Annotated in this window: 29 protein-coding genes and 4 pseudogenes; 16 read left to right on the forward strand and 17 right to left on the reverse strand. The window is 72.3% G+C overall.

The genetic code is table 11. The features are described from left to right. Positions 1-3 precede the first annotated feature (3 nt). A complete protein-coding gene (locus tag OTB19_RS26490) occupies positions 4-165 on the reverse strand; it encodes a hypothetical protein (RefSeq protein ID WP_053682363.1) in 162 nt (53 codons plus the stop codon). 204 nt (positions 166-369) lie between these two features. Here OTB19_RS26490 and OTB19_RS26495 point away from each other — a divergent pair, with 204 nt between their 5' ends. The 3 genes from OTB19_RS26495 (at position 370) to OTB19_RS26505 (ending at position 2,188) form a co-directional block, all read left to right on the forward strand. Further along, a complete protein-coding gene (locus OTB19_RS26495; RefSeq protein WP_420716915.1) occupies positions 370-549 on the forward strand; it encodes a CsbD family protein in 180 nt (59 codons plus the stop codon). Positions 550-835: 286 nt separating this feature from the next. Then, the gene (locus OTB19_RS26500; protein WP_267801007.1) at positions 836-1,186 is read left to right on the forward strand and encodes a PRC-barrel domain-containing protein; all 351 of its coding nucleotides are present in this window, start codon (positions 836-838) and stop codon (positions 1,184-1,186) included. Between the two features lie 42 nt (positions 1,187-1,228). After that, the gene (locus tag OTB19_RS26505) at positions 1,229-2,188 is read left to right on the forward strand and encodes an aldo/keto reductase (RefSeq protein WP_267801008.1); all 960 of its coding nucleotides are present in this window, start codon (positions 1,229-1,231) and stop codon (positions 2,186-2,188) included. Positions 2,189-2,236: 48 nt separating this feature from the next. On the opposite strand, the gene OTB19_RS26510 is transcribed toward OTB19_RS26505, so the two are convergent. Both OTB19_RS26510 and OTB19_RS26515 read right to left on the reverse strand, forming a co-directional pair. Then, on the reverse strand, positions 2,237-2,662 hold the full coding sequence (locus tag OTB19_RS26510) for a hypothetical protein (protein ID WP_267801009.1): 426 nt from the start codon (positions 2,660-2,662) through the stop codon (positions 2,237-2,239). Further along, positions 2,659-2,841: a hypothetical protein gene (locus OTB19_RS26515; protein WP_267801010.1), complete on the reverse strand. Its 183-nt coding sequence runs from the start codon at positions 2,839-2,841 to the stop codon at positions 2,659-2,661. Before OTB19_RS26515 ends, OTB19_RS26510 begins: the two co-directional genes overlap by 4 nt. 96 nt (positions 2,842-2,937) lie before the next feature. On the opposite strand from OTB19_RS26515, the gene OTB19_RS26520 reads away from it, so the two are divergent. Together OTB19_RS26520 and OTB19_RS26525 are read left to right on the forward strand one after the other, a co-directional pair. Then, positions 2,938-3,573 carry a TetR family transcriptional regulator gene (locus tag OTB19_RS26520; RefSeq protein ID WP_267801011.1) on the forward strand — a complete coding sequence of 212 codons (636 nt, stop codon included), beginning with the start codon at positions 2,938-2,940 and terminating at the stop codon, positions 3,571-3,573. A gap of 135 nt (positions 3,574-3,708) precedes the next feature. Next, complete coding sequence (locus OTB19_RS26525) at positions 3,709-4,080, forward strand: SH3 domain-containing protein (RefSeq protein WP_267801012.1); 372 nt, start codon at positions 3,709-3,711, stop codon at positions 4,078-4,080. Positions 4,081-4,182: 102 nt separating this feature from the next. Here the strand turns inward: OTB19_RS26525 and OTB19_RS26530 are convergent, their stop codons facing one another. Further along, the gene (locus OTB19_RS26530) at positions 4,183-5,466 is read right to left on the reverse strand and encodes a pyroglutamyl peptidase (RefSeq protein WP_267801013.1); all 1,284 of its coding nucleotides are present in this window, start codon (positions 5,464-5,466) and stop codon (positions 4,183-4,185) included. Between the two features lie 153 nt (positions 5,467-5,619). On the opposite strand from OTB19_RS26530, the gene OTB19_RS26535 reads away from it, so the two are divergent. Together OTB19_RS26535 and OTB19_RS26540 are read left to right on the forward strand one after the other, a co-directional pair. After that, positions 5,620-6,936 (forward strand): M14 family metallopeptidase, encoded by a 1,317-nt coding sequence (locus OTB19_RS26535; protein WP_420716912.1) that lies wholly within the window; start codon positions 5,620-5,622, stop codon positions 6,934-6,936. 104 nt (positions 6,937-7,040) lie between these two features. Continuing rightward, positions 7,041-8,021 carry a hypothetical protein gene (locus OTB19_RS26540; protein WP_267801014.1) on the forward strand — a complete coding sequence of 327 codons (981 nt, stop codon included), beginning with the start codon at positions 7,041-7,043 and terminating at the stop codon, positions 8,019-8,021. 15 nt (positions 8,022-8,036) lie between these two features. Here OTB19_RS26540 and OTB19_RS26545 read toward each other — a convergent pair whose 3' ends face one another. Then, positions 8,037-9,227, reverse strand: coding sequence for an MFS transporter (locus OTB19_RS26545; protein WP_267801015.1), 1,191 nt, complete (start codon positions 9,225-9,227; stop codon positions 8,037-8,039). Positions 9,228-9,383: 156 nt separating this feature from the next. Here OTB19_RS26545 and OTB19_RS26550 point away from each other — a divergent pair, with 156 nt between their 5' ends. Continuing rightward, complete coding sequence (locus OTB19_RS26550; RefSeq protein ID WP_267801016.1) at positions 9,384-10,364, forward strand: ArsR/SmtB family transcription factor; 981 nt, start codon at positions 9,384-9,386, stop codon at positions 10,362-10,364. 86 nt (positions 10,365-10,450) lie between these two features. Here the strand turns inward: OTB19_RS26550 and OTB19_RS26555 are convergent, their stop codons facing one another. Continuing rightward, positions 10,451-11,134 (reverse strand): DUF4230 domain-containing protein, encoded by a 684-nt coding sequence (locus OTB19_RS26555; protein WP_267801017.1) that lies wholly within the window; start codon positions 11,132-11,134, stop codon positions 10,451-10,453. A gap of 416 nt (positions 11,135-11,550) precedes the next feature. On the opposite strand from OTB19_RS26555, the gene OTB19_RS26560 reads away from it, so the two are divergent. Continuing rightward, positions 11,551-11,721, forward strand: coding sequence for a hypothetical protein (locus OTB19_RS26560; RefSeq protein WP_266973237.1), 171 nt, complete (start codon positions 11,551-11,553; stop codon positions 11,719-11,721). Between the two features lie 58 nt (positions 11,722-11,779). On the opposite strand, the gene OTB19_RS26565 is transcribed toward OTB19_RS26560, so the two are convergent. Both OTB19_RS26565 and OTB19_RS26570 read right to left on the reverse strand, forming a co-directional pair. Further along, the gene (locus OTB19_RS26565; RefSeq protein ID WP_267801018.1) at positions 11,780-12,277 is read right to left on the reverse strand and encodes a heme-degrading domain-containing protein; all 498 of its coding nucleotides are present in this window, start codon (positions 12,275-12,277) and stop codon (positions 11,780-11,782) included. 163 nt (positions 12,278-12,440) lie between these two features. After that, complete coding sequence (locus OTB19_RS26570) at positions 12,441-13,286, reverse strand: alpha/beta fold hydrolase (RefSeq protein ID WP_267801019.1); 846 nt, start codon at positions 13,284-13,286, stop codon at positions 12,441-12,443. Between the two features lie 195 nt (positions 13,287-13,481). On the opposite strand from OTB19_RS26570, the gene OTB19_RS26575 reads away from it, so the two are divergent. Continuing rightward, positions 13,482-13,856 carry a hypothetical protein gene (locus tag OTB19_RS26575; RefSeq protein WP_267801020.1) on the forward strand — a complete coding sequence of 125 codons (375 nt, stop codon included), beginning with the start codon at positions 13,482-13,484 and terminating at the stop codon, positions 13,854-13,856. On the opposite strand, the gene OTB19_RS26580 is transcribed toward OTB19_RS26575, so the two are convergent. Next, positions 13,841-15,085: an FUSC family protein gene (locus tag OTB19_RS26580; protein WP_267801021.1), complete on the reverse strand. Its 1,245-nt coding sequence runs from the start codon at positions 15,083-15,085 to the stop codon at positions 13,841-13,843. The two genes, OTB19_RS26575 and OTB19_RS26580, sit on opposite strands and share 16 nt — an antisense overlap. Before the next feature lie 179 nt (positions 15,086-15,264). Here OTB19_RS26580 and OTB19_RS26585 point away from each other — a divergent pair, with 179 nt between their 5' ends. Next, entirely contained in the window at positions 15,265-16,677 is a 1,413-nt protein-coding gene (locus OTB19_RS26585; protein ID WP_267801022.1) for an NADP-dependent succinic semialdehyde dehydrogenase, read from the forward strand. A 4-nt stretch (positions 16,678-16,681) separates the two neighbouring features. On the opposite strand, the gene OTB19_RS26590 is transcribed toward OTB19_RS26585, so the two are convergent. Beyond that, positions 16,682-17,419 (reverse strand): VOC family protein, encoded by a 738-nt coding sequence (locus OTB19_RS26590; protein ID WP_267801023.1) that lies wholly within the window; start codon positions 17,417-17,419, stop codon positions 16,682-16,684. Between the two features lie 312 nt (positions 17,420-17,731). Here OTB19_RS26590 and OTB19_RS26595 point away from each other — a divergent pair. Then, positions 17,732-18,064 (forward strand): annotated as a pseudogene (locus tag OTB19_RS26595) (DUF4394 domain-containing protein); the annotation flags it as partial. A 92-nt stretch (positions 18,065-18,156) separates the two neighbouring features. Here OTB19_RS26595 and OTB19_RS26600 read toward each other — a convergent pair. Beyond that, positions 18,157-18,849, reverse strand: coding sequence for an RraA family protein (locus tag OTB19_RS26600; RefSeq protein ID WP_267801024.1), 693 nt, complete (start codon positions 18,847-18,849; stop codon positions 18,157-18,159). Between the two features lie 100 nt (positions 18,850-18,949). Then, the gene (locus OTB19_RS26605; protein WP_420716913.1) at positions 18,950-21,337 is read right to left on the reverse strand and encodes an ATP-binding cassette domain-containing protein; all 2,388 of its coding nucleotides are present in this window, start codon (positions 21,335-21,337) and stop codon (positions 18,950-18,952) included. Positions 21,338-21,633: 296 nt separating this feature from the next. Here OTB19_RS26605 and OTB19_RS26610 point away from each other — a divergent pair, with 296 nt between their 5' ends. From OTB19_RS26610 to OTB19_RS26620, 3 genes are all read left to right on the forward strand, one after another. Further along, complete coding sequence (locus OTB19_RS26610; RefSeq protein WP_267801025.1) at positions 21,634-21,807, forward strand: hypothetical protein; 174 nt, start codon at positions 21,634-21,636, stop codon at positions 21,805-21,807. 156 nt (positions 21,808-21,963) lie between these two features. Beyond that, positions 21,964-22,983 carry a cation diffusion facilitator family transporter gene (locus OTB19_RS26615; RefSeq protein ID WP_267801026.1) on the forward strand — a complete coding sequence of 340 codons (1,020 nt, stop codon included), beginning with the start codon at positions 21,964-21,966 and terminating at the stop codon, positions 22,981-22,983. A 26-nt stretch (positions 22,984-23,009) separates the two neighbouring features. Beyond that, a complete protein-coding gene (locus OTB19_RS26620) occupies positions 23,010-23,213 on the forward strand; it encodes a hypothetical protein (RefSeq protein ID WP_267801027.1) in 204 nt (67 codons plus the stop codon). Positions 23,214-23,276: 63 nt separating this feature from the next. On the opposite strand, the gene OTB19_RS26625 is transcribed toward OTB19_RS26620, so the two are convergent. Further along, the gene (locus OTB19_RS26625) at positions 23,277-23,513 is read right to left on the reverse strand and encodes a hypothetical protein (protein ID WP_267801028.1); all 237 of its coding nucleotides are present in this window, start codon (positions 23,511-23,513) and stop codon (positions 23,277-23,279) included. A gap of 137 nt (positions 23,514-23,650) precedes the next feature. Between OTB19_RS26625 and OTB19_RS26630 the strand changes: the two are divergent. Further along, positions 23,651-23,893 (forward strand): annotated as a pseudogene (locus OTB19_RS26630) (iron chelate uptake ABC transporter family permease subunit); the annotation flags it as partial. 349 nt (positions 23,894-24,242) lie between these two features. Here OTB19_RS26630 and OTB19_RS26635 read toward each other — a convergent pair. From OTB19_RS26635 to OTB19_RS43705, 4 genes and pseudogenes are all read right to left on the reverse strand, one after another. Beyond that, entirely contained in the window at positions 24,243-24,722 is a 480-nt protein-coding gene (locus tag OTB19_RS26635; RefSeq protein WP_267801029.1) for a DoxX family protein, read from the reverse strand. A gap of 268 nt (positions 24,723-24,990) precedes the next feature. Continuing rightward, a pseudogene (locus OTB19_RS26640) lies at positions 24,991-25,568 on the reverse strand (isochorismatase family protein). Positions 25,569-25,640: 72 nt separating this feature from the next. Further along, positions 25,641-25,823 (reverse strand): annotated as a pseudogene (entE, locus tag OTB19_RS43700) (2,3-dihydroxybenzoate-AMP ligase); the annotation flags it as partial. A 50-nt stretch (positions 25,824-25,873) separates the two neighbouring features. Beyond that, positions 25,874-26,095, reverse strand: a complete 222-nt coding sequence (locus tag OTB19_RS43705) for a hypothetical protein (RefSeq protein ID WP_420716914.1) — start codon at positions 26,093-26,095, stop codon at positions 25,874-25,876. Positions 26,096-26,357 lie beyond the last annotated feature (262 nt).

The raw sequence follows: 26,357 nt of genomic DNA on the forward strand, positions 1-26,357 counted from the left end.
GCGCTACCAGCGGTACCAGCGTCCGCTGCTGCCCTTCGGCCGGGCGACGAAGCCGATCAGCCAGAGGATCAGGACGATGATCGCGACCCACCAGAGGATCTTGAGCGCGAAACCCGCACCGAAAAGAATCAGTACGAGCAGAAGCACGAGAAGAAGGGGAACCATGGTTTATCGACCTCCGAATGTCCGTCTGCCCGACCATGTGTTCGGCATTTTCTCTTCTTACCCGATTCTTATGCCGGACAGGCGGGTGGATACACCCGCCTGGTCGACACGGGAATGGAACCGGTGAAAGCGAAGCCGGGGCGTTTGAAGTCCGATTTTCTGGTCAGGTGCCGCGGGGTAAGCGTTTTCAACCGCATGGGAGTGATGACCGTGTCCGGTGACCAGAAGGCAAAGGCCAAGACCGAGCAGGCCAAGGGCAAGATGAAGGAAATCGCCGGCCGTGCGGTGGGGAACGAGCGTCTTACCGCCGAGGGCCGGACCGAGCAGGTCAAGGGCGATGCCCGCAAGGCGAAGGAAAAGCTGAAGGACACCTTCAAGCACTGAGCGAAGCACTGACCGAAGCGCCGGCCGAAAGCGCAGGGGCCGAAGCGTCGACCGACACCGCGCCCACCACAGGGGCCGGACCTCCCTCCGAGGGGTCCGGCCCCTGTTGCCGTCCCCAGCCCCCACCCGCGGGTGACCCGGCTCCCGGGTGCTCCGGCGGCGCCGCGATCGGCGCACGTGTGAGAACCGGGGCCCTGGGCAGGCGGTGATCAAAGGCGTCCGCCGCCCCCGCCGCGCGGTGGTCGGGCAGGGCGGACGCGTCGATCCGGAGATGAGGGAGCAGCTCGTGAACGTGAACGTGTGGGGATACCGCGAGACTTCGGGCCGACTGGAGGCCATCGACCTGACCGGATTCAAGGTCGAGGCGGCCGACGGGGACATCGGCAAGGTCAGCAAGCACTCCGACGACGCGGGGTCTTCCTACATCGTGGTGGACACCGGCCCGTGGATCTTCGGCCGGGAGGTCCTCCTGCCCGCCGGCACGGTCATCCACGTCGACGTGGCGCAGGAGAAGATCTACGTCGACCGCACGAAGGAGCAGATCAAGTCGGCTCCCGAGTTCGTGAGCGAGCAGCACATCGGCGACAGCGACTACTACAGCCGGATCGGCGGCTACTACGGCGGTTTCCTCGGCTGACACCCGGACCGACACCTCGGCCGCGCCCGTAGGCTGTGCCCCATGGTGATCAAGGCTCACGAGGTGGACCGGGACCGGCTGCTGTACGGATGCATGGCGCTCGGCGGCGGATGGGACACGGAGCCGTACGGGCCCGGCGACATCGACGCGGCCGAATCGGCGATCGAGGCGGCCCTCGACAGCGGCATCACGGGATTCGACCACGCCGACATCTACCGGCACGGCAAGGCCGAAGCGGTGTTCGGCGAGGTCCTCTCCCGCACCCCCGGTCTGCGGGAACGCATCACGCTCCAGACCAAGTGCGGGATCCGCCTCGCCGAGGGCGATCGCCCCGGCATCTACGACCTGCGCGGCCCCACCATCGTGCGGCGGGTCGAGGAGAGCCTCTCCCGGCTCCGCACGGACGTCATCGACGTCCTCCTCCTGCACCGCCCCGATCCGCTGGCGGACCCGGCGGAGGTCGCCGAGGCGCTCACCTCGCTGCGCCGACAGGGGCTGGTCCGGGAGTTCGGCGTGTCCAACATGAGTGGCGCCCAGATCGCGCTCCTCCAGTCCCACCTCGAATTCCCGCTGATCGCCAATCAGTTGGAGATGAGCCTGGACCGTCGGGACTGGCTTGAGGACGGCGTGCTCGTGAACACGCCCGCCGCGGCGCAGAGCGGATTCCCCACAGGGGCGATCGAGTACTGCCTGACGCGGGGCGTTCGCCTCCAGGCCTGGGGGGCCCTGGCGCAGGGCCGGTTCACCGGCCGTCAGGAGAGCGAGCGGGAGCACGCGACGGCGCGCCTCATCGCCAAGCTCGCCGGTGAGAAGGGCACCACCCCGGAAACGATTCTGCTGTGGTGGCTGCGCCGGCATCCGGCAGGGATCGTGCCGGTGGTGGGCAGCGGCCGCCCGGAGCGCATCCGGGCCTGTGCGGACGCCGCGCGACGAGACCCGGAGCTCAGCCACGAGGAGTGGTACGAGCTGTGGCTCACGGCGCGCGGCGTTCCCCTGCCCTGATCGAGACGGCATGGAGTGGGCCCCGGCGGGATCCGGACGGCGCCGGCCTCAGCCGACGCTCCACGACCAGGTGCCGTCCGCGTTGATCAGGTACGCCAGGATCGCGAGGTCGGCGACGCCGAGCGCGAGGCCGAGGCGGGCGCGGCCCGGTCGGCTCGTGCCGCGATACAGGGCGAGCCCGGCGAGGACGATCGCGATCGGCCCGAGCACGAGGTTCATCACGAGCAGACCCACCAGGCCCGAGAGGAACGAGACGACGGCCATGTCGTCGGCCTCGCGGGTGGTCCCGGTGCGTCCGGTCCCGGCCTCGCGGTCGGCGGCGTCGGCGCGGCCGGCCGGCCCGTGGGCGGATCCGGGTGCCGTGTCACGGGCGGCGGTGTCGCCGCCGGCCGCGGTGGTGACGTCGACTCGACGGTCGTCGAGGTCGGCGTGCTCGTGGGCGGTGCGGTCCAGGGTCGTGCGGTGGGATGTCATGAGGAACCCTCCTGACGGCTCGCGGATCGGTGGTGGCGCGTGGTCCGTTCACGTACGGCGAAGATCAGCAGCCAGGCGGCGATCACGGCCGTCCCGGCCAGGGTGACCGGCGCCGGGACGTGGGCCACGGTTCCCAGCAGGACCCCCAACAACATGAGGGCCGCGACGAGGAAGAGCATCGTGCTTCCTCCCAAAAATGGGTGACAGTTGTTCACTGACTACCCAGTCTAAATGGTGGCATGCGATTGCCGGGGGATCGGGGTTTACTTTCCGACATGAGTCAGACCGTCGGGGCCCGTCAGGCCCAACGCCACCGCACCCGCCGGGCCTTGCTGGACGCCGCCCTGTCGCTCCTGGAGGAACAGAGCCTGGGGAGCCTGGGCCTGCGGGAGGTGGCCCGTACCGCCGGCGTGGCGCCGACCGCCTTCTACCGGCACTTCGCGGACATCGAGGAACTGGGGATCGCCCTGGTGGACGAGGCTCTGGAGAACCTCCACGGCGGTGTCCGCTCCCTCCTGGAGACCTCGGAGGAAGCCGATCGGCGCCTCGACGAGGCCGTCGATCTGATGGCGGAGCTGGTGCGCACGTACCCCGGACACCTGCGTTTCATCGTCCGGGAACGACACGGCGGGGTGCGCGGGGTGCGGGAGGCGATCGCCGGTCGGCTCGACGCCTTCGCCCGGGAAGTGGCCGAAAGGCTCGCCTCCGATCCGCTCGGTGCGGGCTGGAACCCGGCCGACCTCCTGATGCTGGCCCGCCTGTACGTCGACCACATGGTGATGACGGCCTCGGCCTACCTGGCCGCGGCGTTGGAGGACAACGAGTGGGCCGAGGTGACGGACACCGCCCGCCGTCAGCTGCGGCTCATCCACCGGGGGCGACTGAACTGGCTCGCCGGGACGCGGCCGTGACCACACGGGGCGGGGCCGACCGGGTGACGGGCAGGCGTGTCAAGCACCCGTAAGGCCGATGCCGTGGTGATAGTCGGTCCGGCGGCGCCTGGAGCGACCGCCTACGGCTGGCCAGGGCGACGGGAGTGTTGAGCGATGGTGAAGAGGACGGCGACGGCGTGCGTGCTCGCGGCAGGCCTGCTGATCGGGCCCCTGGGGGCCTCGGGTTGGGCGGCCGGCGCGGGTACCGCGGCGGGTGCGGCCCATCGGGCGGGGGTGGAGGCGGCGCCGAAGCCCGTCTACACCTTCGGCGTCGTGGTGTCGCGGTGGGGCGTCAACGTGCGGAGCAAGCCCACCGTCTACTCGAAGGTCGTGAAGACGCTCGCCCCCCGGCAGCGCATCGGCCTGGTGTGTGAGAAGCGGGGCAAGTGGGTCGACGGCAACCCGATCTGGTACCGCGTCCACGGGGTCAACGGCTGGGTCGCGGCCCGCTACGTGCACAACCTCCAGCCGATCAAGCCCTGCTGATCCGAGCGTGGGACGGGTCGCGCCGGCCGGGCGGTGTCGCCCGGCCGGCGGACCGATGACCGCCACCGCACCGGCCACCAGGAACCGGGGCCGGCGCGGACGTCACCGCCGCACGGCGGCGTGTTCGAGGACGGCCCGGACCTCGGAGGCGATCGCGCTCTCGTTGCGTTCGAACTCGGCGCCGGTCAGGACCCGGGGATCGGCCGGCAGCCCGGTCAGCACCGGGGTGTGCAGGTGTCCGCCGGGCATCCCCGGTGCGAGTTCGGTCCGCAACCGGTTGGAGCGGTAGGCCACTTCGTTGGAGAGGTAGCCGCCACCACCGCCCTCCACGGCGCGCGACCCCGCGGTCGGACCGTCGGTACGGTCCACCGGCGCCGCGCCACCGGCGGGAATCTCGGTGACGGCGCGGTTGAGGAGCACCGGATAGGGCGTCTGCACGGCGGCGGTGACCGCGTCGGCCGGCAGGGTGGTCCGGATGAACTCCGCGCCCCGGCCCAGACCGGGAGCCGTGACCGGATGCTCGCGGGTGCCCCCCGAGAGGGCGCGGACGTTGTCCGGGTACGGGTCGGCCGAGCGTGCGCGCCCCGCCCAGTCCTCCAGGGTGAAGATGCCCGGGTACCCCTGACTGACGGTGGTGATGACGTCCGCCTTCTGGGCACCGGCGGCCAGGTGCGGGGTGAAGGCCCGTTCCACCATTCCGGAGTCGAAGTCGGCGTAGCGCACGGGGAGTACGACGGCCCGGATCTCGGCGCGGCTGCCGTCGGCGAGGGTGATGCGGAGGCCGTTGAGGCGCAGGACCGCGGATCCGGACGGGTTGGCGCGGCGGATCTCGGCGTCCAGCCCGAACGGGTCGAAGCCGCTGATGAACACGCGCCGTACGCCGGGCGCCGCCCGGAACCCGTTGTCGGTGAGACCCCGGGAGGCGTCCTCGAAGCGGGCCCGCAGCGCACGCCGGTCGACGGCGAAGCCGGGCTCCCAGCGGGCGAGCGCGGCGGTCATGGCCAGCCGGGTCCAGTACAACGGCCGGTCGTCGCCGGTCGCGAGATCACCGCCGGGCCGCTGCCCCTGCGCCCGGCTCACGGCCGACTGCCACAGGGCCTCGCCCCAGCCGCCGAGGAGCCGTTCGGCCTCGTCGGGGCCGCGCACCCCGCACAGCGCGGCGGGGAACCGTCGTACGAAGTCACCCAACCCGGCACGCTCGATCAGGGCCGTGGTCCGGGAGTCCGAGAGACGTGCCTGCTCGGCGTCGAGCGGCGCGGAGGGCGAGGTGGGGCAGGGGGAGCGCTCGTCCGCCGTGGCGGCGGTGGCGACGGTCAACGGGATCAGGGTGGCGAGCAGGGCCGCGGCCGACGCGGTACGCCGTAAGAACATCATGCGATGTGACATTACGCAGGCTCCCCGGCCCCCGACAGGCACCTTCGCGCCGGAACCGATCGGAACCGACCGGCCGCGCGACACGGAGGCGTTCCACGCGGTCACGCCCCCCGAAGCGACAGACTGTGCGCGACCGTTCGCCCCCCAGACACCGGGAGGGATCCTGTGGCAGACCGTGCCGGAGCCGACGCCGTGAGCGGCGATCCCGTGAGGCGGCTCGACGTGCGGGGCGGCCTCGTCGGATCGCTGACGGCGCTGCTCCTGACAGCGGGCCCGGCGCAGGGCGCCGAAGCCCCGCCCCGCACCGGCTTCGAGACGACGGCCGGCGCACGCTGGACCAGCGAGGCGCAGGAGCGGGACTTCCTCGACGCCGTCGACCGGGGCAGCGGCCGGGCCGCCCTCCTCCGGATCGGCACCACCCCACAGGGCCGTCCGCTGCGGATGGTCGGCGTCGGCGACGGCAGGATGCCGGTCACGGTGCTGCTGGTGTGCGGCCAGCACGGCGACGAACCGGCGGGACGCGAGGCCTGTCTGACCACCGTGCGCGATCTCGCGTACGCACGCGACCCCGCGACCCTGCGCCTCCTCGCCACCGCCACGGTCCTGGTCGTCCCGAACGCGAACCCCGACGGCCGGGCCGCCGGCACCCGCGCCAACGCCGGCGGCGTCGACGTCAACCGCGACCACGTCGCCCTGATCTCACCCGAGGCGCGGGCGGTCGCGGGCGTGTTGCGCGACCGGCGCCCGGACGTCGTGTTCGACCTGCACGAGTACCGGGCGACCACCGGCACCTACGACAAGGACCTCCTCGACCTCTGGCCGCGCAACCTCAACACCGATCCCGCCGTGTACGCCCACTCCCGCCTGCTCTCCGAGGCACACGTGCGCGAGACGGCCCGCACCGCCGGATACTCGACCGGCACCTACGGAATCCGGACCGACCCCGTCACCGGCGCCCCGATCGGGCAGACGGCGGGCGACGGACAGGAACACATCCTGCGCAACGCGGCCGGCCTCAAACACGCCGTCACCCTGCTCGTCGAAAGCCGCCTGGAGCCGGCGGGCGAAGCGGAGAAGGCCGACCCCACCCTCAACCATCGGCGCCGCGTCGACACCCAACTCACTGCACTGCGAGGCCTGTTCCGCTACACGGTCCGAGAAGCCCGGCCGCTCGCGGCCGCCACGGAAAGGGCGCGAGCCGCCGGATACCGGGACGAGGGGGCGATCCGCTGGGCCGGCGCCGACAACCGGCCCGCGTCCCCGGCCGAGACCCTGACCGCACCGCCGTGCGGATATCGCCTCACCGCCGCCCGCTACGCCGAGGTGCGGGAGCGGCTCGCCCTCCACGGGGTACGGGTCACCACCTCCGGCACGGGCGCGTTCGTTCCCCTGCGCCAATCCCTGCGCACCCTCGTCCCCCTGCTGCTCGATGGCCGGGCCGCGCACCATCTCACGCCGGGGGAGCCGGTGTTCGGCTGCTGAGGTCGCCTCCCGCGCGCCCCTCCACCGAGGATCGGACCGGCCCCGCCGCGGGCACCCCCTAAGATGCCTGGGTTCGGCAGGGCGGCACATCGGGGGAACGTGACATGAGCGGTTACGGCAGTGGCGGGTACGGCGGCGGTGGGTACGGAGATCCGGCGGGCGGCGGCGCCGCGCACCCGCCGCCAGGACCCCCCGACACGCCACCGGTTCCCCCGCAGGGGTACCCGTACGGCCGGTCCGGCCCCCCGCCGGGGTATCCGTACGCACAGCCCGGACCGCCGCCCGGATACCCGTACGGTCCGCCCTTCCCGCCGGGCCCGCCCCCGCGCGTCGAGCAGTCACGGGCGCGGAAGATCCTGCGGGGGCTCTACAACCCCCTGTACGCCGCCCAGCGGACCTTCCGTCCCTCGCGCCCCGGGATCGTCGACGACCGGGAGGTGCGCAAGCTCCAGTTGTGGCGGACCGGCCTGGGACTCGTGGCCTGGGTGGGCCTGATGGTCACCTACAACGCCGTCGCGAGCGCCGCCGACGTCCACGGCGTCGCGAGCGAACGCCTCGACCAGAGCTGGTCCAGCGTCCTGGTCCTCGTGTGCACCTTCCCCGTGGTGGTCGGCGCCTTCGTGGCGGCCGCGCGGGACGGGCTACGCCGCGTGTACCTGCGCCGGGCCCTGCGCCCGCTCGGCTCGGTCCTGGCCATGATGGCGTCCATGGGCACCGCCGCCCTCGCCATGGCCCCGGAACTGGCCGGTGTGCGGGACGCCGTGGGACTGCCGGGGAAGATCGTCATGGTCGTGCTGTGCCTGTGGTCGATCGTCTTCGCCCTCTACGGCATCGGACTGTCGCTGGTGCACGTCTTCCGCACCGCCGACATCCACGAGGTGCTGCCGCCGATCCTCGCCGGCGTCCTGGTGTGGGAGATGGCACTGTTGGACGTGATCACCGGGTCCTACGGCGAGGTTCCGGCGGGTGCACGGGTGGCCTTCATCCTCGGCGCCCCGGTGACGGTGACGGCCCTGTCCTGGTGGGAGCTGCACCGGCTGCGGCGCCACCACGGGCTCACGCTCCGCACGGCCCTGCGCCGCTGACACCCCCCCCGAGGGTCAACGCGCCCTCGGTCGTTCCCCGAGGCGGGAGGGGCGCGGCATGACCAGGTGGCGGGCCAGGGCCAGTGCGGCGAGCAGGGCCACGAGCACGCACACGCCTCCCCAACCGGCCCGGTCGTGGATCCGCACCCCGAGCCAGGACCCCGCGGTGCCCCCCAGGTAGGCGCAGGTCATGTAGGCGGTGTTGAGCCTGCTGCGCGCGTCGGGGCGCAGGGCGAAGACCCGGGACTGGTTGGCGACCATCCCGGACTGCATCGCGACGTCGAGCAGTACCGTCCCCAGCGTCAGGGCCGCGAGGCCCGCCACCCCGCCGGCGGCGCCCGCGGCGAGGATCGCGGCGGACAGGAGGACCCCGATCAGGGAGACCAGGTTCACCCGGTCCGGCCCCTCGCGGTCCACCAGCCGTCCGGCGAGCGGGGTACAGAGCATGGTCACCGCTCCGACCAGCGCCAACAGGCCCACCGCCGAGGCGCCGAGGCCGTAGCGGGGGCCCGTCAGGAGCAGCGCCACGCAGGTCCAGACGGCCGAGAACCCGGCGAAGACGGTCGCCTGGTAGAAGCAGGAGCGCCGCAGTTCGGGCTCGGTGCGCAGCAGGGCGAGCGACGCGGTCAGCATCGCCTTGTACGGGCCGCGGGCGGAGGGAGCGGTGACGGGCAGCGTACGGGCCAGGACCCACGCCAGCAGCAGCACGACGGCCGAGGCCGCCAGATACGGGGCCCGCCATCCCAGCCACTCGCCCAGCGTTCCGCTGAAGGTACGGGCCAGCAGCATGCCGCCGATCGATCCGCTCAACAGGGTGCCCATCACCGCGCCGCGTCCGTCGTCGGCCACCAGCCCCGCGGCCAGGGGCGCGATGACCTGGGCGGCCACGGTCGAGACCCCGACGGCGAGGGAGGCGGCGACGAGGAACGGCAGGGTGGGCGCGCAGCCCGCGGCGAGCAGGCCCAGCCCGGTGAGGGTGAGCAGCGTGACGAGGAACCGACGGTGCGGGAGCCGGTCGCCGAGCGGAACCAGCAGGAAGAGCCCCAGCGTGTAACCGATCTGCGTGGCCGTCACCACGAGCGAGGCCTCGTCGGGGGACACGTGCAGGCCGGCGGCGATCAGCGGGCCGACGGCCTGCGGGAAATAGATGTTGCCGACGGCGACGCCGCAGGTCACGGCCAGGAGCAGGAGCAGCCGGCGGCTCACGCGAAGTCCGCCGACCCGCCCGCGGCGCGCGGGCGACGCCCGGGGCCGTACGTCGGGGCCGGGTCCTTCTTCGGGTGCTGCCGGGCAGCGGTCGGTGTCATGTGCCGAGTTCACGGCACCTTCCGGCGGCCTCCAATGGATGTAGCGTATGGCTTGATGATCAGCTTCGTGTTGGGTGTCGAGGACCTCGCGGACACGCGCTTCGCGCTCTCGCCGCTGGGCGAGACGGTCTTCAGCCTTCGGGTGCTGCGTGACCCGGGGCTGTCCGCACTGCACCTTCCCTGGCGCAGGTCCGTGCTCGGCCGGCTCGGGGCGCTCGACACCGGTCTGCTGATGTCACTGGTCGCGCGCAGACTCACCCTCCCCGACTTCCTGACGCCACGACCGCCGGGCTTCGCCCCGACCTTAGAGGAGGAGTTGGCCCCCGTCCGCGCGACGCCCCCCGACCGGGTGCGCCGCGACCTGACCGCCGCCCACGCGCCGGATCCGCTTCCCGAGGCCCTGCGCGCCGCCGCGGGCGCCGACGACGCGGCGGTGGGCGTGCTCCGCGACGCCGTCTGCGATCTACTGCGCCGCTACTGGGAGCTCGCCGTCGAGCCGGCATGGCCGCGGATGAGACTCCTGCTGGAAGCCGACATGACCTACCGGGCACGGCAGTTGGCCATCGGCGGCGCCCGTCGCCTGTTCGCCGGCATGCACCCGAACCTGCGCTGGGAGAACGGCGTACTGCACATCGACCGGATGATCGACAGCCACCGTGCCGAGGCGTGCGGGCGAGGGCTCCTGCTGGTGCCGTCCGTCTTCGCCCACAAGCCCGCACCCCCGGTCGACCCCGGGGAGGCGCCGCTGTTGGTCTATCCCAGTCGTGGAGTGGCGACGCTCTGGACCGAACCGGCGAAAGCCGACTCGGCGGCCCTCGTCTCGCTGCTCGGCGCGACCCGGGCCCGACTGCTCGACCTCCTGGACGAACCGCTGCCCACGGTCGAGATCGCCCGTCGCTTCAGGGTCACCCCGAGCGCCGTGTCCCAGCACCTGCGCGTGCTGCACGCCACGGGCCTCCTGACCCGGGCGCGCGACGGACGGCAGGTCCTGTACCGGCGCAGTCCGCTCGGCGACCGGTTGGCCGGCGGGCACTGACTGACCGGCGCGGCGAAGGCCGCCCCGGGGCGCGAGACGGGCGCCCCGCTCTTCGCGGGGCGGCGCGCGTCACTCGTAGTCGACCGTCACTCGTAGCCGACCGTCACTTCCTGGAACCCCAGAGAGCGCAGGAGTCCCTCCAGCATGGCGGTGGTGTTCTTCTCGGTGCGCTCGACGAGTCCGCTGTCGCGCGCCGCGTCGGTGATGTGTTCGGCGGCCAGGCGCTGTACGCCCTGCGCTCCGGCCGGATTGTCGGAGAACAGGTCCCCGAGCCGGTCCAGGAGGCCGCGTTGCTGGGACACCGCGTACGAGCGGTCCAGGTCGAGGGCGGCCGGGCCCAGGACGGCGTGCGGCAGGCGCAGCGTGGCCTTCGTGTGGTCCTCGTTCACCGTGACGCTCCGCTCGTCGAGGGCGCCCAGGTCCACATAGCCGCTGACGCTGCCGGCTCCGACGTACAGGGTGCGGGTGCCGCGGATCGAGTCGGGGAGGAACTTGGCGTCCTTCTCCAGGTCCACCACGACCTGGAAGTTGCCCGCCGCGCCCTCGTAACGATGCATGTCCTGGATCGACTTGAGGAGCACGGGGCCGGTGCGGTCCCGCGTCTTCTCGCCGAAGAGGTCACCGAAGCCGGGGATCAGGTCGAACCGGCTGACCAGTACGAACAGCAGGGCCAGCGCCGCCAGTACGCCGACGATCCGTCCCCACAGGGGCAGACGTCGCGGACGTCTTGGGTCGTCCTGCCGCTCCGAACCGAGCGATGAGTTGTCCATGCCCTGCGGATGCCCCGAAAAGCGGCGGCCTCACCGGTTCCGGTGCGCGCCCGCATAGGCCTCAACAAGAAGTCTGCGCAGGGCCGTTCAGCGTTGCCTCGTCAGGGTCCGCAGGAGGACGAACAGTGCGAAGGCCATCACGAGGAGGTGCAGCCAGGCGGGCCCGGGGGTGGGGGTGAACGCGAGGAGCTGATTGGATGTCATCTCCCGCGCCTGCCCGCCCCGGAGGGATCGACGCACCCGGATGTGCGCCAGGTTGTCCGCGCCGGGTCGTGCGCGTTGTCCGTGCGGCGTCGTGCGCGCGGGCCGGTGAGATCCAGGCAAACCCCGCCCATGTCACTCACCGTGTTTGATGACCAAGCTTCAGGTAACACTAGGTAGTGACACGTTGTCAGCGCCCGACGAAAGGAACGAGCATGTCGATGTCCATCGTGGTGATTCTCGTCGCGGTCGGAGCCCTGATCGCCCTTCTCGTGGCTGCCCCTGCGGCTCCCGTCCGGTCGAACGCGCCCCGACGCGGCGTCCAGGCGCGCCGGCTGCGGACGATTCCCCCGCAGCGTGGCGGCCACCGCCGCAGCGCCCACTGACGCCGGGCGGAGTGCCCCTCCGACGAGGGCACTCCGCCCGGCTCGGCCGGGTCGACGCTCAGCGGGCCCCGTGGTCCTCGCCGCGGGGTCGCTCAAGGAAGCGCTCCAGTGCCTCGACCACGAGGGCGTGGTCGTCGAGTTGTGGCAGCCCGGACACCGTCACGGCGCCGATGACCCCCGCGCCCTCGACGGCGATCGGGAACGAACCCCCGTGCGCGGCGTACAGGTCCGGGTCCAGGCGTCCGTCCGTGTCGAAGTCCTTGCCGCGGGCCCGGAAGCGGGTTCCGATCAACAGCGAGGAGGCGCCGTAGCGTTCGACGACACGACGCTTGCGCTCGATCCAGGCGTCGTTGTCGGCGCTCGACCCGGGGAGCGCGCAGTGGAAGAGCTGCTGGGCGCCGCGTCGGATGTCGACGGCGACGGGAGCCGACCGCTCGCGGGCCAGGGCGACGAGCAGTGAGCCCAGTTCCCAGGCGTCGTCGTGGGTGAAGCGGGGCAGCGTGAGCCGCGCCTCCTGGGCCTCCAGCTCGGCCACGTCGGGGGCGGGAGCGCTCACGGCGTCACCTCCGTCCGGGCGGCGGCAGGGCCGGCGGCCCTGCCGAGGGTGGTGAGGTCAGCGGTCGAGGCAATCATGCCGCCACTTTGGCAACACTGTTGTCGAAGTGCAAACGGGCAGGTCGGCAAGGGCGACGCGGCCCCCGGCCCGCGCAGTTCCCGACTCACGCGCCCCGGTGCTCCGCCAGCCACTCCAGGGCGCCCTCGCCGCCGCCCAACACCGAGATGTGGCCCTCGTCCGGGCTCGTGCGCAGTTCCGCCCCCGGGATGTGGTCGGCGAGCCACCGAGCGTGCGCGCTCGGCACGACCCGGTCCCGCCCGCCGTGCAGGAGGAGCGTGGGCACCGTGATCGAAGCGGGCCGGAAGCCCCAGGGCGTGACGTAGGCGAGATCGTCGTCGATCAGGCCCCCGGGGCCGGATTCCAAGGCCGGGCCGACGACATCGGCGAACCAGGACCAGGGACCGGCCAGCGCGGCGTGATCGGCCGCGGTGAACATCTCCGGGTCGAACACCGCACCGGCCTCGTGCCGCTCCTTCGCCCCGCGCCCGTGCGCGGCGGCACGCAGGGACGCCGCGCCGGACGGGATCATGCCGGCGAACCAGTCGAGGCCCTCGGCGTCGAAGGGCGCCAACCCCGCCACGCTCACCACGGCGAGGACCCGGTCCGCGAGCAGCGCACCGCAGGCCAGCGCGTGCGGCCCGCCCCCCGAATGGCCCATGACCGCGAACCGGTCGATGTCCAACGCGTCCGCGACGGCCCGCACGTCCGCCGCCGCGGACGCCACGCTCCGCCCCGGGCACGGGGTCGAGCCGCCGTATCCGGGGCGGTCGTGGGACACCCACCGGATGCCCAGTCGGGCGGCGGCGGGGAGGAGCGGCGCGGGGGGCGCCCCGATGTTCGGCGTGCCGTGCTGCCAGAACACGGTGGGGCCGTCGGCGGACCGCCCCGCTCCGGTGTCGTGGACGTGCAGGACGCGCCCGTCGGCCAGCCGCAGGTCGCTCTCGTTCATCACGGTCCCTCCGAGGTGCGGACGGGTCGGGCCGTGGCCGTCCGGTGGCGTCAAGGTACCGGCCCCGCGACCGCCGCACGCCCCGCCCCTCGCCCTGCGGCGGGCGTCGATCCGCCACGCGATGAGCGGACGCGGGGACCGTCGCGGCGTGAACACGCCCGCCGGGGGGACCGGCGCCTTGTAGCATCGGTGCTCATGTCGAAGCCTGACGTTTTGCTCGTCGCCATCGCCGCCGCGGTGGAATCGGAGCAGACCAACCAGATGTCACTGACCGTCCTGGTGCACGGCGCCGTGGTCACGGGCCGCCTCGCTCCCGAGAGCGTGTGGCGCCGGCGCGTGGCCGAGGTCCTGATCGATTCCGACCGGCTCAGCCCGTTCGCCCCGCTGTTCGCGGACACCGATACGGCCGACCCCGCCTCCCGCCAGGAGTCGCCCTCCTACCTGCACTTCCACGTGGCCAGGATCCTCCAGGGCACCATGGGCATCCCCGAGACCGGAGGCATGTACCGGATCGCCATCAAGGACGTCAGCGCGTGGACGATGGGGGACTTCAGCTACTCCGAGACCTGATCGCGGTCCCGGGACCGGCCCCGGCCCGACCTGAGGGAGCGCAGCCGGCGCGTCAGACGGTGCCAGCGCGGGTACCGCTCCAGCCGCAGACGGGAGTGCTGGTCGAGCTCCTCCATCAGGCGCTGGGAGCGCTTGTCCACGCCGAGTTCGTCCAGTACGCGGTCCGCTTCGGCCAGCAGCGCCCCGTACAACTGCCACATCCCGGGCTCGGCGCGGACCCGCTCCAGCAAGAGCACGGCGAGCCGGTCGCGGCTCATCCGGGCGATCTCCAGTTCCCGGGTCAGCCGGCTCTCGGCCTCCTCGGCGTTCGCGCTGACCTGGGCGGTGATCAGTTCGGCGAAGCTCTCCATCGCGATCGCCAGGTGGCCGTACAGCTCCTGTAGGGCCTGGGTGACGAGCGGCGGGAAGAGGGTGTCCGCCGGCCGGGTCTTGGCGAGATCGGTCAGGGTCCGGCAGGACACGCGCAGCACCACCGCGCAGATCTCCAGGGTGTCGAGCCCCGTGCGCAGCACCAACCGGAAGAGGAGCCCCTCGCGGACCCTCGGATTCAGCCGCAGGCTGTCCTCGGCCTGTCGGAGCGCGGCGTCGACCAGCGCGATGTCGTTGTCGAGGCGTCGTGCCTCGTGCAGCCGGGCGGCGGCCTTCTCCACCGTGGTGGGACCGCCGAGTTCCGCACAGATGTGCGTCAGCAGGGTGCTCATGCCCGCCGCGAGACCGGTGATCGCATCGGAGGCGGGACGGATCCACACGGGCGGCACGAACAGCACGTTGAAGAGGAGGCCGACCGCGGCGCCGATCAGCGTCTCCAGGACACGGTCCCAGGCGGTGTCGGCGACCCTCGTGACGCCGAGGACCAGCATCGCGCTGATCGCGACCTCCGGGACGAACTCGCCGGCCCGCACCACGCGGCCGATGACGAGCGAGGCCAGGATGATCAGACCGAGACTCCACCAGGTCAGTCCGACCAGGGCGCTGAAGCCGATCGCGATCAGCACGCCGGCGACGACGGAGTTCACCCTGCGGATGCCTGTGGTCAGCGTGGTGTAGAGCGTGACCTGGACGACGAGCAGTGCGGTGAGCGGCGCGGTCAGGGGCGCCGGCTCGTCGCTCACGGCCAGGGCGACGACGTACGAGACGACGGCAGCCGCTGTCGAACGGATCGCCTGGACGACCGCGGGTTCCCGAGAGCGGTGGGCGAGCCGACGGAGAGGTGTGATTGCCAGTGTCATAAGCCCGCCCCTGCCCAGTCCTCGGCGTGATCAACAAGCGCACCGGTCACCCGGCCCGCGCGGGGCACACGTGAACGGAGCGGAACGGCGCGCGTCGAGGTCCGGCGCGCTTCCGGCCCCCCGCCCGCAGGCGATTGCATCATCGGAGACCGGTGCACCGAGGAAGAGGAGAGCCCCACGTGGCCATCGCGACGATCAACCCCGTGAACGGCGAGACGCTCCGCACGTTCGACGAACTGACGGAAGAGGAGGTGGAACAACGGCTCACGCTCGCCGCCGAGACGTTCCGGACGTTCCGGATCACGGAGTTCGCCGAGCGCGCCCGGCTCCTCGACCGCGCGGCGGACCTCCTGGACGAGGACCAGGACGACATCGCCCGCACGATGACCACCGAGATGGGCAAACCGATCGCGGCGGCCCGCGCCGAAGCGGCGAAGTGCGCCAAGGCCATGCGGTGGTACGCGCGCAACGCCGAGAGCCTGCTCGCCGACGAGTTCCCGGCCGAGGAGGAGGTGGCGGACTCCGGGGCCGCCCGCGCCCGGGTCCACTACCGGCCGCTGGGAGTCGTCCTGGCCGTGATGCCGTGGAACTTCCCCCTCTGGCAGGTCGTCCGCTTCGCGGCACCCGCCCTCATGGCCGGCAACGTGGGCCTGCTCAAGCACGCGTCGAACGTGCCCCAGACCGCGCTGTACCTGGGCGACCTCTTCCGGCGCGCCGGGTTCCCCACGGGGGCCTTCCAGACGCTGCTCGTCTCCTCCGGCGCGGTCGAGAGGATCCTGCGCGACCCCAGGGTGGCAGCCGCGACGCTGACCGGGAGCGAGCCGGCGGGCCGCGCGGTCGCCGCGATCGCCGGCGACGAGGTCAAGAAGACGGTCCTGGAGCTCGGCGGCAGCGACCCCTTCGTGGTGATGCCGTCGGCCGACGTCGAACGCGCCGCGCGGATCGCGGTGACGGCCCGGGTACAGAACAACGGCCAGTCCTGCATCGCGGCCAAGCGCTTCATCGTGCACACCGACGTCCACGACGAGTTCACCCGGATCTTCACGGCCCGCATGGCCGAACTGGCCGTCGGCGACCCGATGTCGGAGTCCACCGACGTCGGCCCGCTCGCCACCGAACAGGGCCGCGACGACGTCGAAGGACTCGTGGACGACGCGGTGCGCCGAGGAGCCCGGCCCCTGTGCGGCGGGAGCAGGCCCGAGGCGCACCCGGAGGGCTGGTTCTACGCGCCGACGGTCCTCACCGGTATCACCCCCGACATGCGCATCCACCACGAGGAGGCCTTCGGCCCGGTGGCCACCGTGTACCGGGTCCGCGACCTGGACGAGGCGGTGGACCTGGCCAACGACACGCCCTTCGGCCTGAGCTCGAACGTGTGGACCCGCGACGAGGCCGAACAGCGACGCTTCGTCCGGGACATCGAGGCGGGCGGTGTCTTCTTCAACGGCATGACCGCTTCCCACCCCGCACTGCCGTTCGGCGGAGTGAAGCGCTCGGGCTACGGCCGGGAACTCTCGGGCCACGGGATCCGCGAGTTCTGCAACACCACGACGGTGTGGCACGCGGCCGAACCGGCCGACAAGCCCGCGTAGCCGCTCAACCGGACGCGCCCTGCGGCGAGACGATCGTGAACAGGGCGCCGTCCGGGTCCCCGATCGCGACCCGGCGGCTGTCGCCCGACGTCTGGACGGGAGAGGCCGTAAGGCCACCGAGCCGGACGGCGGTGTCCACGGCCGCCTCCAGGTCGGGCACGTCGAAGTGGATGTGCCAGCGCGGGCGGATCTGCGGGTCGGGAGCCTCCTCCACGGCCCCGCCGCTGATCCGGGCGACGGTGTCGTGACCGCGCCGGATCACCACGTGGTCGTGCTCGTACGAGACGTCGCAGCACCCCGGGCGCTCGCACGCCCAGTCCAGGACGTCCCCGTAGAACACGGCGGCGGCGAACGCGTCACGCGTGCGCAGTTCGAGCCACGCTGCGGCGCGGTGGCGGTGCGCCGTCCAGTCCGGGATGACCTCGCCCTGCCAGAAACCGAAGACCGCTCCGTCCGGGTCGGCGGCGAGCGCGGCGCGCCCGGTACCGAAGGTCAGCGGGCCCACGGCCATGGTCGCGCCCCGTTCACGGACCCGCGCCGAGGTGATGTCGGCGTCGTCGACGGCGAAGTACGGGGTCCAGGCCACCGGGACGCCCAGCCGACCGGCCAGCGCCCCGATGCCCGCGATCGGCACCCCGTCACGCATCGCCACCGAGAAACCCTCGCCGAGCCGGGTCGGCCGGAAGGTCCACCCGAGCACGGCCCCGTAGAACGCCTGCGCGTTCTCCATGTCGCGGGTCATCAGGCTCACCCAACACGGCGCACCGAACACCTCATGGCTTGACGTCGACACCGGCACCGACCTCTCTGACGCTCACCCGGCGCCCACCGTAGCCCCGCTGTCGGCGCCAGGCCGCGAGACACGGCCGCGCGCCCGGTGCCGCCATTGGGGTGGGATCGCGGGCATCGACCCGTCCGCGCGGGCCCGGCCGTCGAAACAGACGCGAACCCGCCCGACACCCCGGGCGGGCATCCTCGAAACCCTTGCCCCTGGAGAGCCTCATGCGCACGCGCAAGATCGCCATCGCCGCGTCCGTCGTCCTGGCGTCCGCCGACGGCGGCGACCAACAACGACCTGAACGCCGCCACGGGGACCACCCTCTTCGACCTCGACACCACGGCCGACCGGGTCTCCCTCCAGTCACCCGCCAACGCCGGCACCCTCGCCCCCACCGGGAACCTCGGTGTGAACGCCGCTCCCGACGCCGGATTCGACATCCACTACTCGGCCAAGCACGGCACCAACCAGGGATTCGCGAGCCTCGACACCGGCCGCGGCTCCCGCCTCTACCAGATCGACGTGCTGACCGGAGCGGCCCGCGACCTCGGCGCCTTCCCCGCGAAGCAGCAGGTCACCGACCTGGCCCTGCCGTTGGGCCAGAACTGATCCACCGCGCGGTGGGCCGTTCGGCGGACCGGCCCACCGCGCGGGCGGCGGTCCCCGCGCAGACCGGGGGAGCGCCGCGACACGTGCGCGACCTACTCCTCGATGGCCCCGCCGATGCGCCGCAGGTGCCGCCGGAAGGTGTACGAGGGATCGGCGTCCCGCAGGACCAGGTAGTCCTCGAAGGCCGTCTGCCGGCGCAACGTCTCGCCCGATCGGATCCGGTGCGCCTGCTCCCGCTCCGTCTCGCGGATCCGCTCGGCCGTCGTCAGCACCTTCTCGACGTGCTCCGCGGCGACGAACAGCACGCCGTCGACGTCACCGAAGACGAAGTCCCGGCCGTCCACGAGGTGCGCCCCGAACCGGGCGGTGACCAGGGCATCGGCCTCCCGTTCGTCCAGCCGTACGGGTCCGGGCGGGTAGGCGCCGTAGCTGAACACGGGCAGCCCGATCTCGGCCAGCTCCGGGGTGTCGCGGTGCAGTCCCCACACCACCAGGCCCGTCACCCCCGCCGCCGCGGCCTCCAGCACCGCCAGGTCACCCACGCACGCCTCGTCCGACCGGCCGCCGTTGTCGATCACCAGGACGTCGCCCTCCTCGGCCCGGCCGTAGGCCTCCAGGAACACGTCCACGCTCCCGAAGTGACGCACCGGCAGCACGGGCCCCGCCACCCGGTGCCCTTGCACGACCGCGCCGATGCCCGGCGGTGCGACGCGCAGCGGCGTGTTCGTACGGACACATGCATCGGCCAGGAGCGGGGTGGACAGGTCGGCGAAGGCTTGCAGCATGCCCTCTCTCCTTCTCGAAAAGAACGGTTTCGATCGAGTACCGCCCTCATCGTGCCCTGCCGCCCCCTCCGGCCCGCCGCGCCGGGTCCGCGCGTCCCGGTCAGGCGCCGACGTACGCCGCCAGGTGCTCGCCGGTGAGCGTCGAGCGGCCGGCGATCAGATCGGCGGGCGTGCCCTCGAAGACGATCCGGCCGCCGTCGTGGCCGGCCCCGGGGCCCAGGTCCACGATCCAGTCGGCGTGTGCCATGACCGCCTGGTGGTGCTCGACCACGATCACCGACTTGCCGGAGTCGACGAGCCGGTCGAGGAGACCCAGCAACTGCTCGACGTCCGCGAGGTGCAGACCGGCGGTCGGCTCGTCCAGTACGTAGATCCCGCCCTTGTCGGCCATGTGGGTCGCCAGCTTGAGCCGCTGCCGCTCGCCGCCCGACAGTGTGGTCAGCGGCTGACCGAGGCTGAGGTAGCCCAGTCCGACGTCGGCGAGACGCCCGAGGATCCGGTGCGCGGCCGGCGTGTGCGCCTCCCCGGCCCCGAAGAACTCCTTCGCCTCGGTCACCGACATCGCCAGCACCTCGCTGATGTCGCGGCCGCCGAGGTGGTGCTCCAGGACCGCCGCCTGGAACCGCTTCCCCTCGCACTCGTCACAGACGATGGCGACGCCCGCCATCATGGCCAGGTCGGTGTAGATGACCCCGGCGCCGTTGCAGTTCGGGCAGGCACCCTCCGAGTTCGCGCTGAACAGCGCCGGCTTCACGCCGTTGGCCTTGGCGAACGCCTTGCGGATCGAGTCGAGGAGGCCGGTGTACGTGGCCGGGTTGCTCCGGCGCGAACCGCGGATCGCGCCCTGGTCGATCGACACCACACCCTCGCCGGCGGGGATCGACCCGTGCACGAGCGAGCTCTTTCCGGAGCCGGCGACACCGGTGACGACGGTCAGCACCCCGAGCGGGATGTCGACGTCGACGTCGCACAGGTTGTGCGTCGTCGCGCCGCGGATCTCGAGCGTGCCGGTGGGCGTCCGTACCGTGTCCTTGACGGCGGCCCGGTCGTCGAAGTGGCGGCCGGTGACGGTGCCCGCGGTCCGCAGCTCCTCGACGCTGCCCTCGAAGCAGACCGTGCCGCCCGCCGCGCCCGCGCCGGGCCCGAGGTCCACGACATGGTCGGCGATCACGATCGTCTCGGGCTTGTGCTCCACGACCAGCACCGTGTTGCCCTTGTTGCGCAGCCGCAGCAGCAGGTCGTTCATCCGTTGGATGTCATGGGGGTGCAGACCCGTCGTGGGCTCGTCGAAGACGTAGGTGACGTCGGTGAGCGAGGAGCCGAGATGGCGGACCATCTTGACGCGCTGCGCCTCGCCGCCCGACAGCGTGCCCGACGGGCGGTCGAGCGAGAGGTAGCCGAGCCCGATCTCCACGAACGAGTCCAGGGTCCCGCGCAGGGTCGAGAGCAGCGGCGCCACCGACGGCTCGTCGAGCCCGCTCACCCACCCCGCCAGGTCGCTGATCTGCATCGCACAGGCCTCGGCGATGTTGAGCTTGTCGATGCGCGAGGAGCGGGCCTCCTCGCTGAGCCGGGTGCCGTCGCATTCGGGACAGGTGGTGAAGGTGACCGCCCGCTCCACGAACGCCCGGATGTGCGGCTGCATCGCCTCCTTGTCCTTGGACAGGAACGACTTCTGGATCTTGGGGATGAGGCCCTCGTAGGTGAGGTTCACGCCCTCGACCTTCACCTTGGTCGGCTCCCGGTAGAGGAAGTCCTGCATCTCCTTCTTGGTGTACTTGCGGATCGGCTTGTCCGGGTCGAGGAAGCCCGACTCGGCGTAGAGCCGCACGGTCCACCAGCTGTCCGACTTCCAGCCGGGGATGGTGAACGCGCCCTCGGAGATCGACTTGGAGTCGTCGTAGAGCTGGGCGAGGTCGATGTCGGAGACGCTGCCCCGGCCCTCGCAGCGCACGCACATGCCGCCCGTGCGGCTGAAGGTCGCCTTCACCGTCCTGGTGGCGGCGCCGCGCTCGACGGTGATCCCCCCGCTGGCCCGGACCGAGGGGACGTTGAAGGCGAAGGCGCCGGGCCCGCCGACGTACGGCTTTCCGAGGCGGCTGAAGAGGATGCGCAGCATCGCGTTGGCGTCGGTGACGGTGCCGACCGTGGAGCGGGGGTCGGCCCCCAACCGCTGCTGGTCCACGATGATCGCGGTCGTCAGCCCGTCCAGGACATCGACCTCGGGCCGCGCCGGCGTCGGCATGAAGCCCTGGACGAAGGCGCTGTACGTCTCGTTGATCAGCCGCTGCGACTCCGCCGCGATCGTGCCGAACACCAGCGAGCTCTTGCCCGACCCGGAGACGCCGGTGAACACCGTCAGCCGCCGCTTGGGGATCTGGACGCTGACGTCCTTGAGGTTGTTCACGCGCGCGCCGTGCACGCTGATCAGGTCGTGGCTGTCGGCGTCGTGCGGCGCGGACGACCGCGTGTCCGTCCTCTTGGCCATGCTTATCGTGTCTCCATCCGTCGATCGGGGCCGGGCGCCTCGTTCCCTGCCCGCGGGGCTCGATGCCCGTGGCCTTCACGCTACGGCCGGCGGGGCGGGCCGCGCTTCTCCGATCCTGATCGGTGGCACGGGCACGCGGATCCTCGACGCCTCGCCTTCGTACGCGCCGTACCCGCGTCCCCCGGCCGATGTGTACGGAAGTCGGCCACTACCCGTCGGTACCCGACCGGATCGTGTGCGGGTTTGATAAATGTGGGTGCTTCGGATGCGCGCCGGTTCGGTGGGAGGAAGCGGTCATGGTGGAGCTGCCGGTTCCGAGAACACTCGTGTGCGGATACTGCGGGGCCGGGCCCGTCGACGGCGTGGCACGGACGATCGCGGCGGGCCCGGGCTTCCTGACGGTGACCTGGCACGCGGAGCGGTGCCCGCACTACGCGGCGGACCGGATCCTCGCGGAAGAACCGTCCTGACCGTCGTCCCCGCCGTTCGTCCGCCCCGTCCGCGCGGGTCCGGGGACCGCACCGGTGGGTGGCTGCTCCGGGGCCGCACATGCGAGTGAATCGCACCTGGTCACAGGGCGTATGACGGCTGTAGCCGCAATGCGTGCGATGTGCCACCGTGGGGTCATGGAGGGGAATCGGCACGTACACGAGCACGACCGGCACGACCACGAGCACGACGAGCACGCGGGGCTCGGTCGGCGCCTGGCGCACCTGATCCGCCCCCACGGCCACGAGGCGGCCGACAGGATCGACACGGCCATGGAGACCTCGCGCGAGGGCATGCGCACGCTGTGGCTCTCCCTGCTCGTCCTGGCGGCGACCACCGTCGTCCAGGCGATGATCGTCGCCCTGTCGGGATCGGTGGCCCTGCTCGGCGACACCGTCCACAACGCCACCGACGCCTTGACCGCCGTCCCGCTCGGCATCGCGTTCGTGCTCGGCAGGCGCGCCGCGAACCGGCGCTACACCTACGGCTACGGCCGGGCCGAGGACCTGGCCGGGATGCTCATCGTGGCGACCATCGCCGCCTCCGCGGCGCTCGCCGCATGGGCGGCCGTCGACCGGCTGCTGCATCCCCGCGACGTCACCCACCTGTGGGCGGTGGCCGCCGCCGCGCTCGTCGGGTTCGCCGGCAACGAGTGGGTGGCCCGCCAACGCATCCGTACCGGGCGCAGGATCGGCTCCGCGGCCCTGGTCGCCGACGGCCTGCACGCCCGTACCGACGGCTTCACCTCCCTCGCGGTCCTCCTCGGCGCGGCCGGCTCCGCCGCCGGGTGGAAGGCCGCCGATCCCGTGATCGGGCTGCTGATCACCGTCGCGATCCTGTACGTGCTGCTCGGCGCCGCGCGGGAGGTGTTCCGGCGGCTGATGGACAGCGTCGACCCCGGCCTGGTGGAGAGCGCGGAGAACGCGCTGCGCTCGGTCGGCGGTGTGCGGGGCGTGGGACAGGTCCGGATGCGCTGGATCGGCCACGCCCTGCGCGCCGAGGCCGACATCGTCGTCGATGCGCACCTGACGGTGGTGCAGGCCCACGAGCTGGCCGAAGCCGCCGAGCACGCCCTCGTGCACGCCGTGCCGCGGTTGATCGCCGCGACCGTTCACACCGACCACACGCCGGTCGGGGCGCGGCCGAGGGTTGCCTGAAGCGGCCTCCCGTCGTTGGGTACGTCGTGAACGAGACGAGAAGAACCGTTCCGGCACCCTGGCCGGGCCTCAGCCCCCGAACCGGCGAGCACGCCCGGCCCTCGGGGACCCCCATCTACGACGCCGTCGTGCGCCAGTGGCGCGAACAGGGCCGGGAGATCCCGCGCCCGCCCTCCCCACCGCGCCGCTGGGCACGGGTGGAGAGCGCCGACCTCTTCCTGCGCGACTAGGGCCTGTCATTTGGATCAGGCCCCAGGGCCGTCCCTCGGATCAGGTCCTGGTCGATCGCGGGATCAGCCCTGCCGGGCGAGCACCCACAGGCGGTGGTCCCAGCCGATGTCCGTGAGCTCGCGGACCGACAGTCCGGCGCGCGCGACGAGTTCCGCGAACGCGGCCTCCGAGCGCACCCCCGAACCGAACGCCGACGCCAGCCACAACTGGTTCAGCGCCGCCAGTCGTACCCGCCGGCGACACCGGGCGCGATCCACACCCTCGCGGGCCGAACCGCCGAGCCGCTCGTCGTCGACCATCGCCTCCGCCAGCGGCAGGCCGGACAGGGTGCGGTAGCCGGCCTTGCCGCTCCACAGGGTCTCGGCGAGACCCGAAAGCGACAGATCGAGGGCCGTCGCCTACTGGCCGGGACGGCCTTGGCGAGGAGCGGGGTCAGGTGCTCGACCGCCCACGGCGCGTTCAGCGCGTCCGGGTAGCCGGGGGCGGCGGATACAACCACGACGTTCTGTGGACGGAACGCATCCCCCGCACCCTCCTCGGTCTGGCCGTCGGCGCCTCGCTCGGCGCCTCCGGACTCGTGATGCAGGCACTGACGATGAACCCGCTCTCCGATCCGGGCATCCTGGGAGTGGAGCAGGGCGCCGCGATGTTCGTGGTCCTCGGCATCCTCTTCCTCGACGTCAGCGACGCGAGCGGCTTCTTCTGGCTGGCGCTCGTCGGCTCGGCGATCGCCGCGGGGGTGGAGCAGGATCTTGACGGTCTCCAGCGCCGAGATGTCGCGTGCGCCGTAGCCGACACTCGCGATCACCCCCGTCGCCAGAAGCAGGCCGGCGAACAGGGTCACCACCGTGCCGCGGGAGAAGCGGGTTCTCGCGGGCGACGGCAACGGCACTGTCACCCAATCGTGAGGCCAAACCGCTCCCATTCAGGGGTCAGGATTCGCCCCCCCGCACGACGAACGGGCCCGCCCCGTGCGCAGGGGGCGGGCCCGTTCGTCGTGCAACCCGCAGGCGGGACGGCCGGGTGGGTCAGGCGGTGGCGGGGCTGGTGCGCCGGTCGTCGCCGGCGGTGTCGGACGCGGGCGAGACGATCGGTGCGCCGACGGACGTCCGGGAGGGCAGCAGCCGCTCCACGGCGAGGGCGCCCGGGCCGGTGAAGACCAGGAGCAGGAAGGCCCAGCAGAACATGGCGGAGGACTCGCCGTTGTTCTGGATCGGCCAGAGCGCGTTCGGCTGGTGGGCCGTGAAGTAGGCGTAGGCCATCGAGCCCGAGGCGATGAAGGCGGCGCTGCGCGTGCCGAGCCCGAACAGCACCAGCGTGCCGGCCACGAGCTGGATCACCGCCGCGTACCAGCCCGGCCAGGTGCCGACGGGGACCGTGCCGCCGCCGTGGGCGCCGCCGAGCACGCCGAACAGCGAGGCGGCGCCGTGGCAGGCGAAGAACAGGCCGGTGACGATCCGGAACAGACCCAGCGCGTATGGCTGGGCGGTGGAGAGACGGTCGTTCACGGTGACTCCTTCGGTTGGGGACGGGTCCCGAAGTGGGGGTGACGTACGTGGCTCAAGTTGACTCCCGCCGCGCGCCGCAGCACAGCCGGCACGCCCAAGTTGGCAAGTTGCTGCCTGGTCCGTCAGAGGGATTCTCGGTCGAGGCGGGGCGCCGGGGCGGCAGCGGGACCGGCAGGACCGCCCGGGCATGCGACACGGGGGCCGGCCGGACCGCGGCGCCGTGCCGACGGGGCGCCCGGCAGCGGACGCGGGCGGACCGGCCCCGTTCTCACCAGGCCTCGCAGACCCGGTCGGTCGTGGTGACGTACGCGCAGCGCCCGGCGGCCCATTCGAGCGCCATCCGGTGCTCGTGCGCCGAGAAGTCCGCGATCGCGTCGGCGACCACGAAGGCCTGCACGTCCTGCATCCAGGCGTCGCACGCCGCATCAGCACCCCGATGTGGGCGCACACGCCGGTGATGACCAGCTGGTCGCGACCGAGCGCCCGCAGCCGCTCCAACAGGTCCGTACGGACGAACGCGCTGTACTTGCACTTGGTCAGGACCGTGTCGCCGGGCCCGGGGGGCACGGCCGAGGCGATGGCCTCCGCCTCCGGGTCGAGGGGCAGGCCGGGCCCCCAGAAGTCCTGCTGGAGGCCGCGCTCCTCGGCGCTCTGACCGCCCTGCTGGGCCGTGTAGAAGATCGGTACGTCGGCCCGGATCGCCTCCTCGCGCAGCCGGGACACCTGCCGGAGCAGTCCGGTGACGGGCTCGCTCGCGGTGTCGAACGAGGACAGGAAGTAGTTCTGCAGGTCCCGGGGCGCGGGCCGGCCGTGGACCGGCGGCTCGGGGTCCGGGTCGAGGGGCACCTCGGACAGGGCGGTGAAGGCGCCCGGGTCGCCGCCGGTCACGAACGCGTGCCGCAACTCGGGGGCGTCCTCCCGTACCTGCGCGGCGAGTTCGCGGTAGTCGAAGCCGCCGTGCGTGGCCGGGATCACGTATGCCGCCGCGCCGGTGAAGAAGCAGAAGTAACCGATCTCGGTCCGCCGGTGCGCGGGCAGCGCGAACACCGGGAGCGCGCCGATCCGGAAGAGCCCGAAGACCACCTCGAAGAACTCCGCCACGTTGGGGAGCTGGACGACGACCTTGTCCCCGGCGCCGATGCCCCGGGCGGTCAGCCCGGCCCCATCCGGTCGGCCCGCAGGTCGAGTTCGCCGTACGTCCAGGTGCGGCGGCCGCCGTCGGGGCCGCCGGTCGGGTCCACGATCGCGATCCGGTCGGGGTGCGCGCCGGCGCGCTCGCGCAGCATGCCGCCGAACGTTTCCCGGCGCCACCAGCCGGCCGCGCGGTAGCCCTCGGCGAACTCGGCGGGCCAGGTGGGTGCCGCGGCGGTCACAGCGCCGCCCCCACGGCCTGGAGGAAGGTGCGGAACTTGGCCGCGGTCTCCGCGGTCTCCGCCCGGGAGTCGATCCCCTGGAGTGGCGTTCGCCTGCGGTGCGGACATTCCCATCCTTCCTCTGTCTCACCTGGTACTTAGTGGTCTGCGTCGTAAATCCTTCGGGGGTTGACGTCGGGCTTGGCGTGCGCTTGCCCGTGTCAGGTGTCGAGACCGGTGAGGTGGAGGTGGCAGGCGGTGTCGAGTGCGTCCTCGGGGGTGC

This window comes from Streptomyces sp. H27-H5 (genome assembly GCF_026627505.1).
GTDB lineage: Bacteria > Actinomycetota > Actinomycetes > Streptomycetales > Streptomycetaceae > Streptomyces.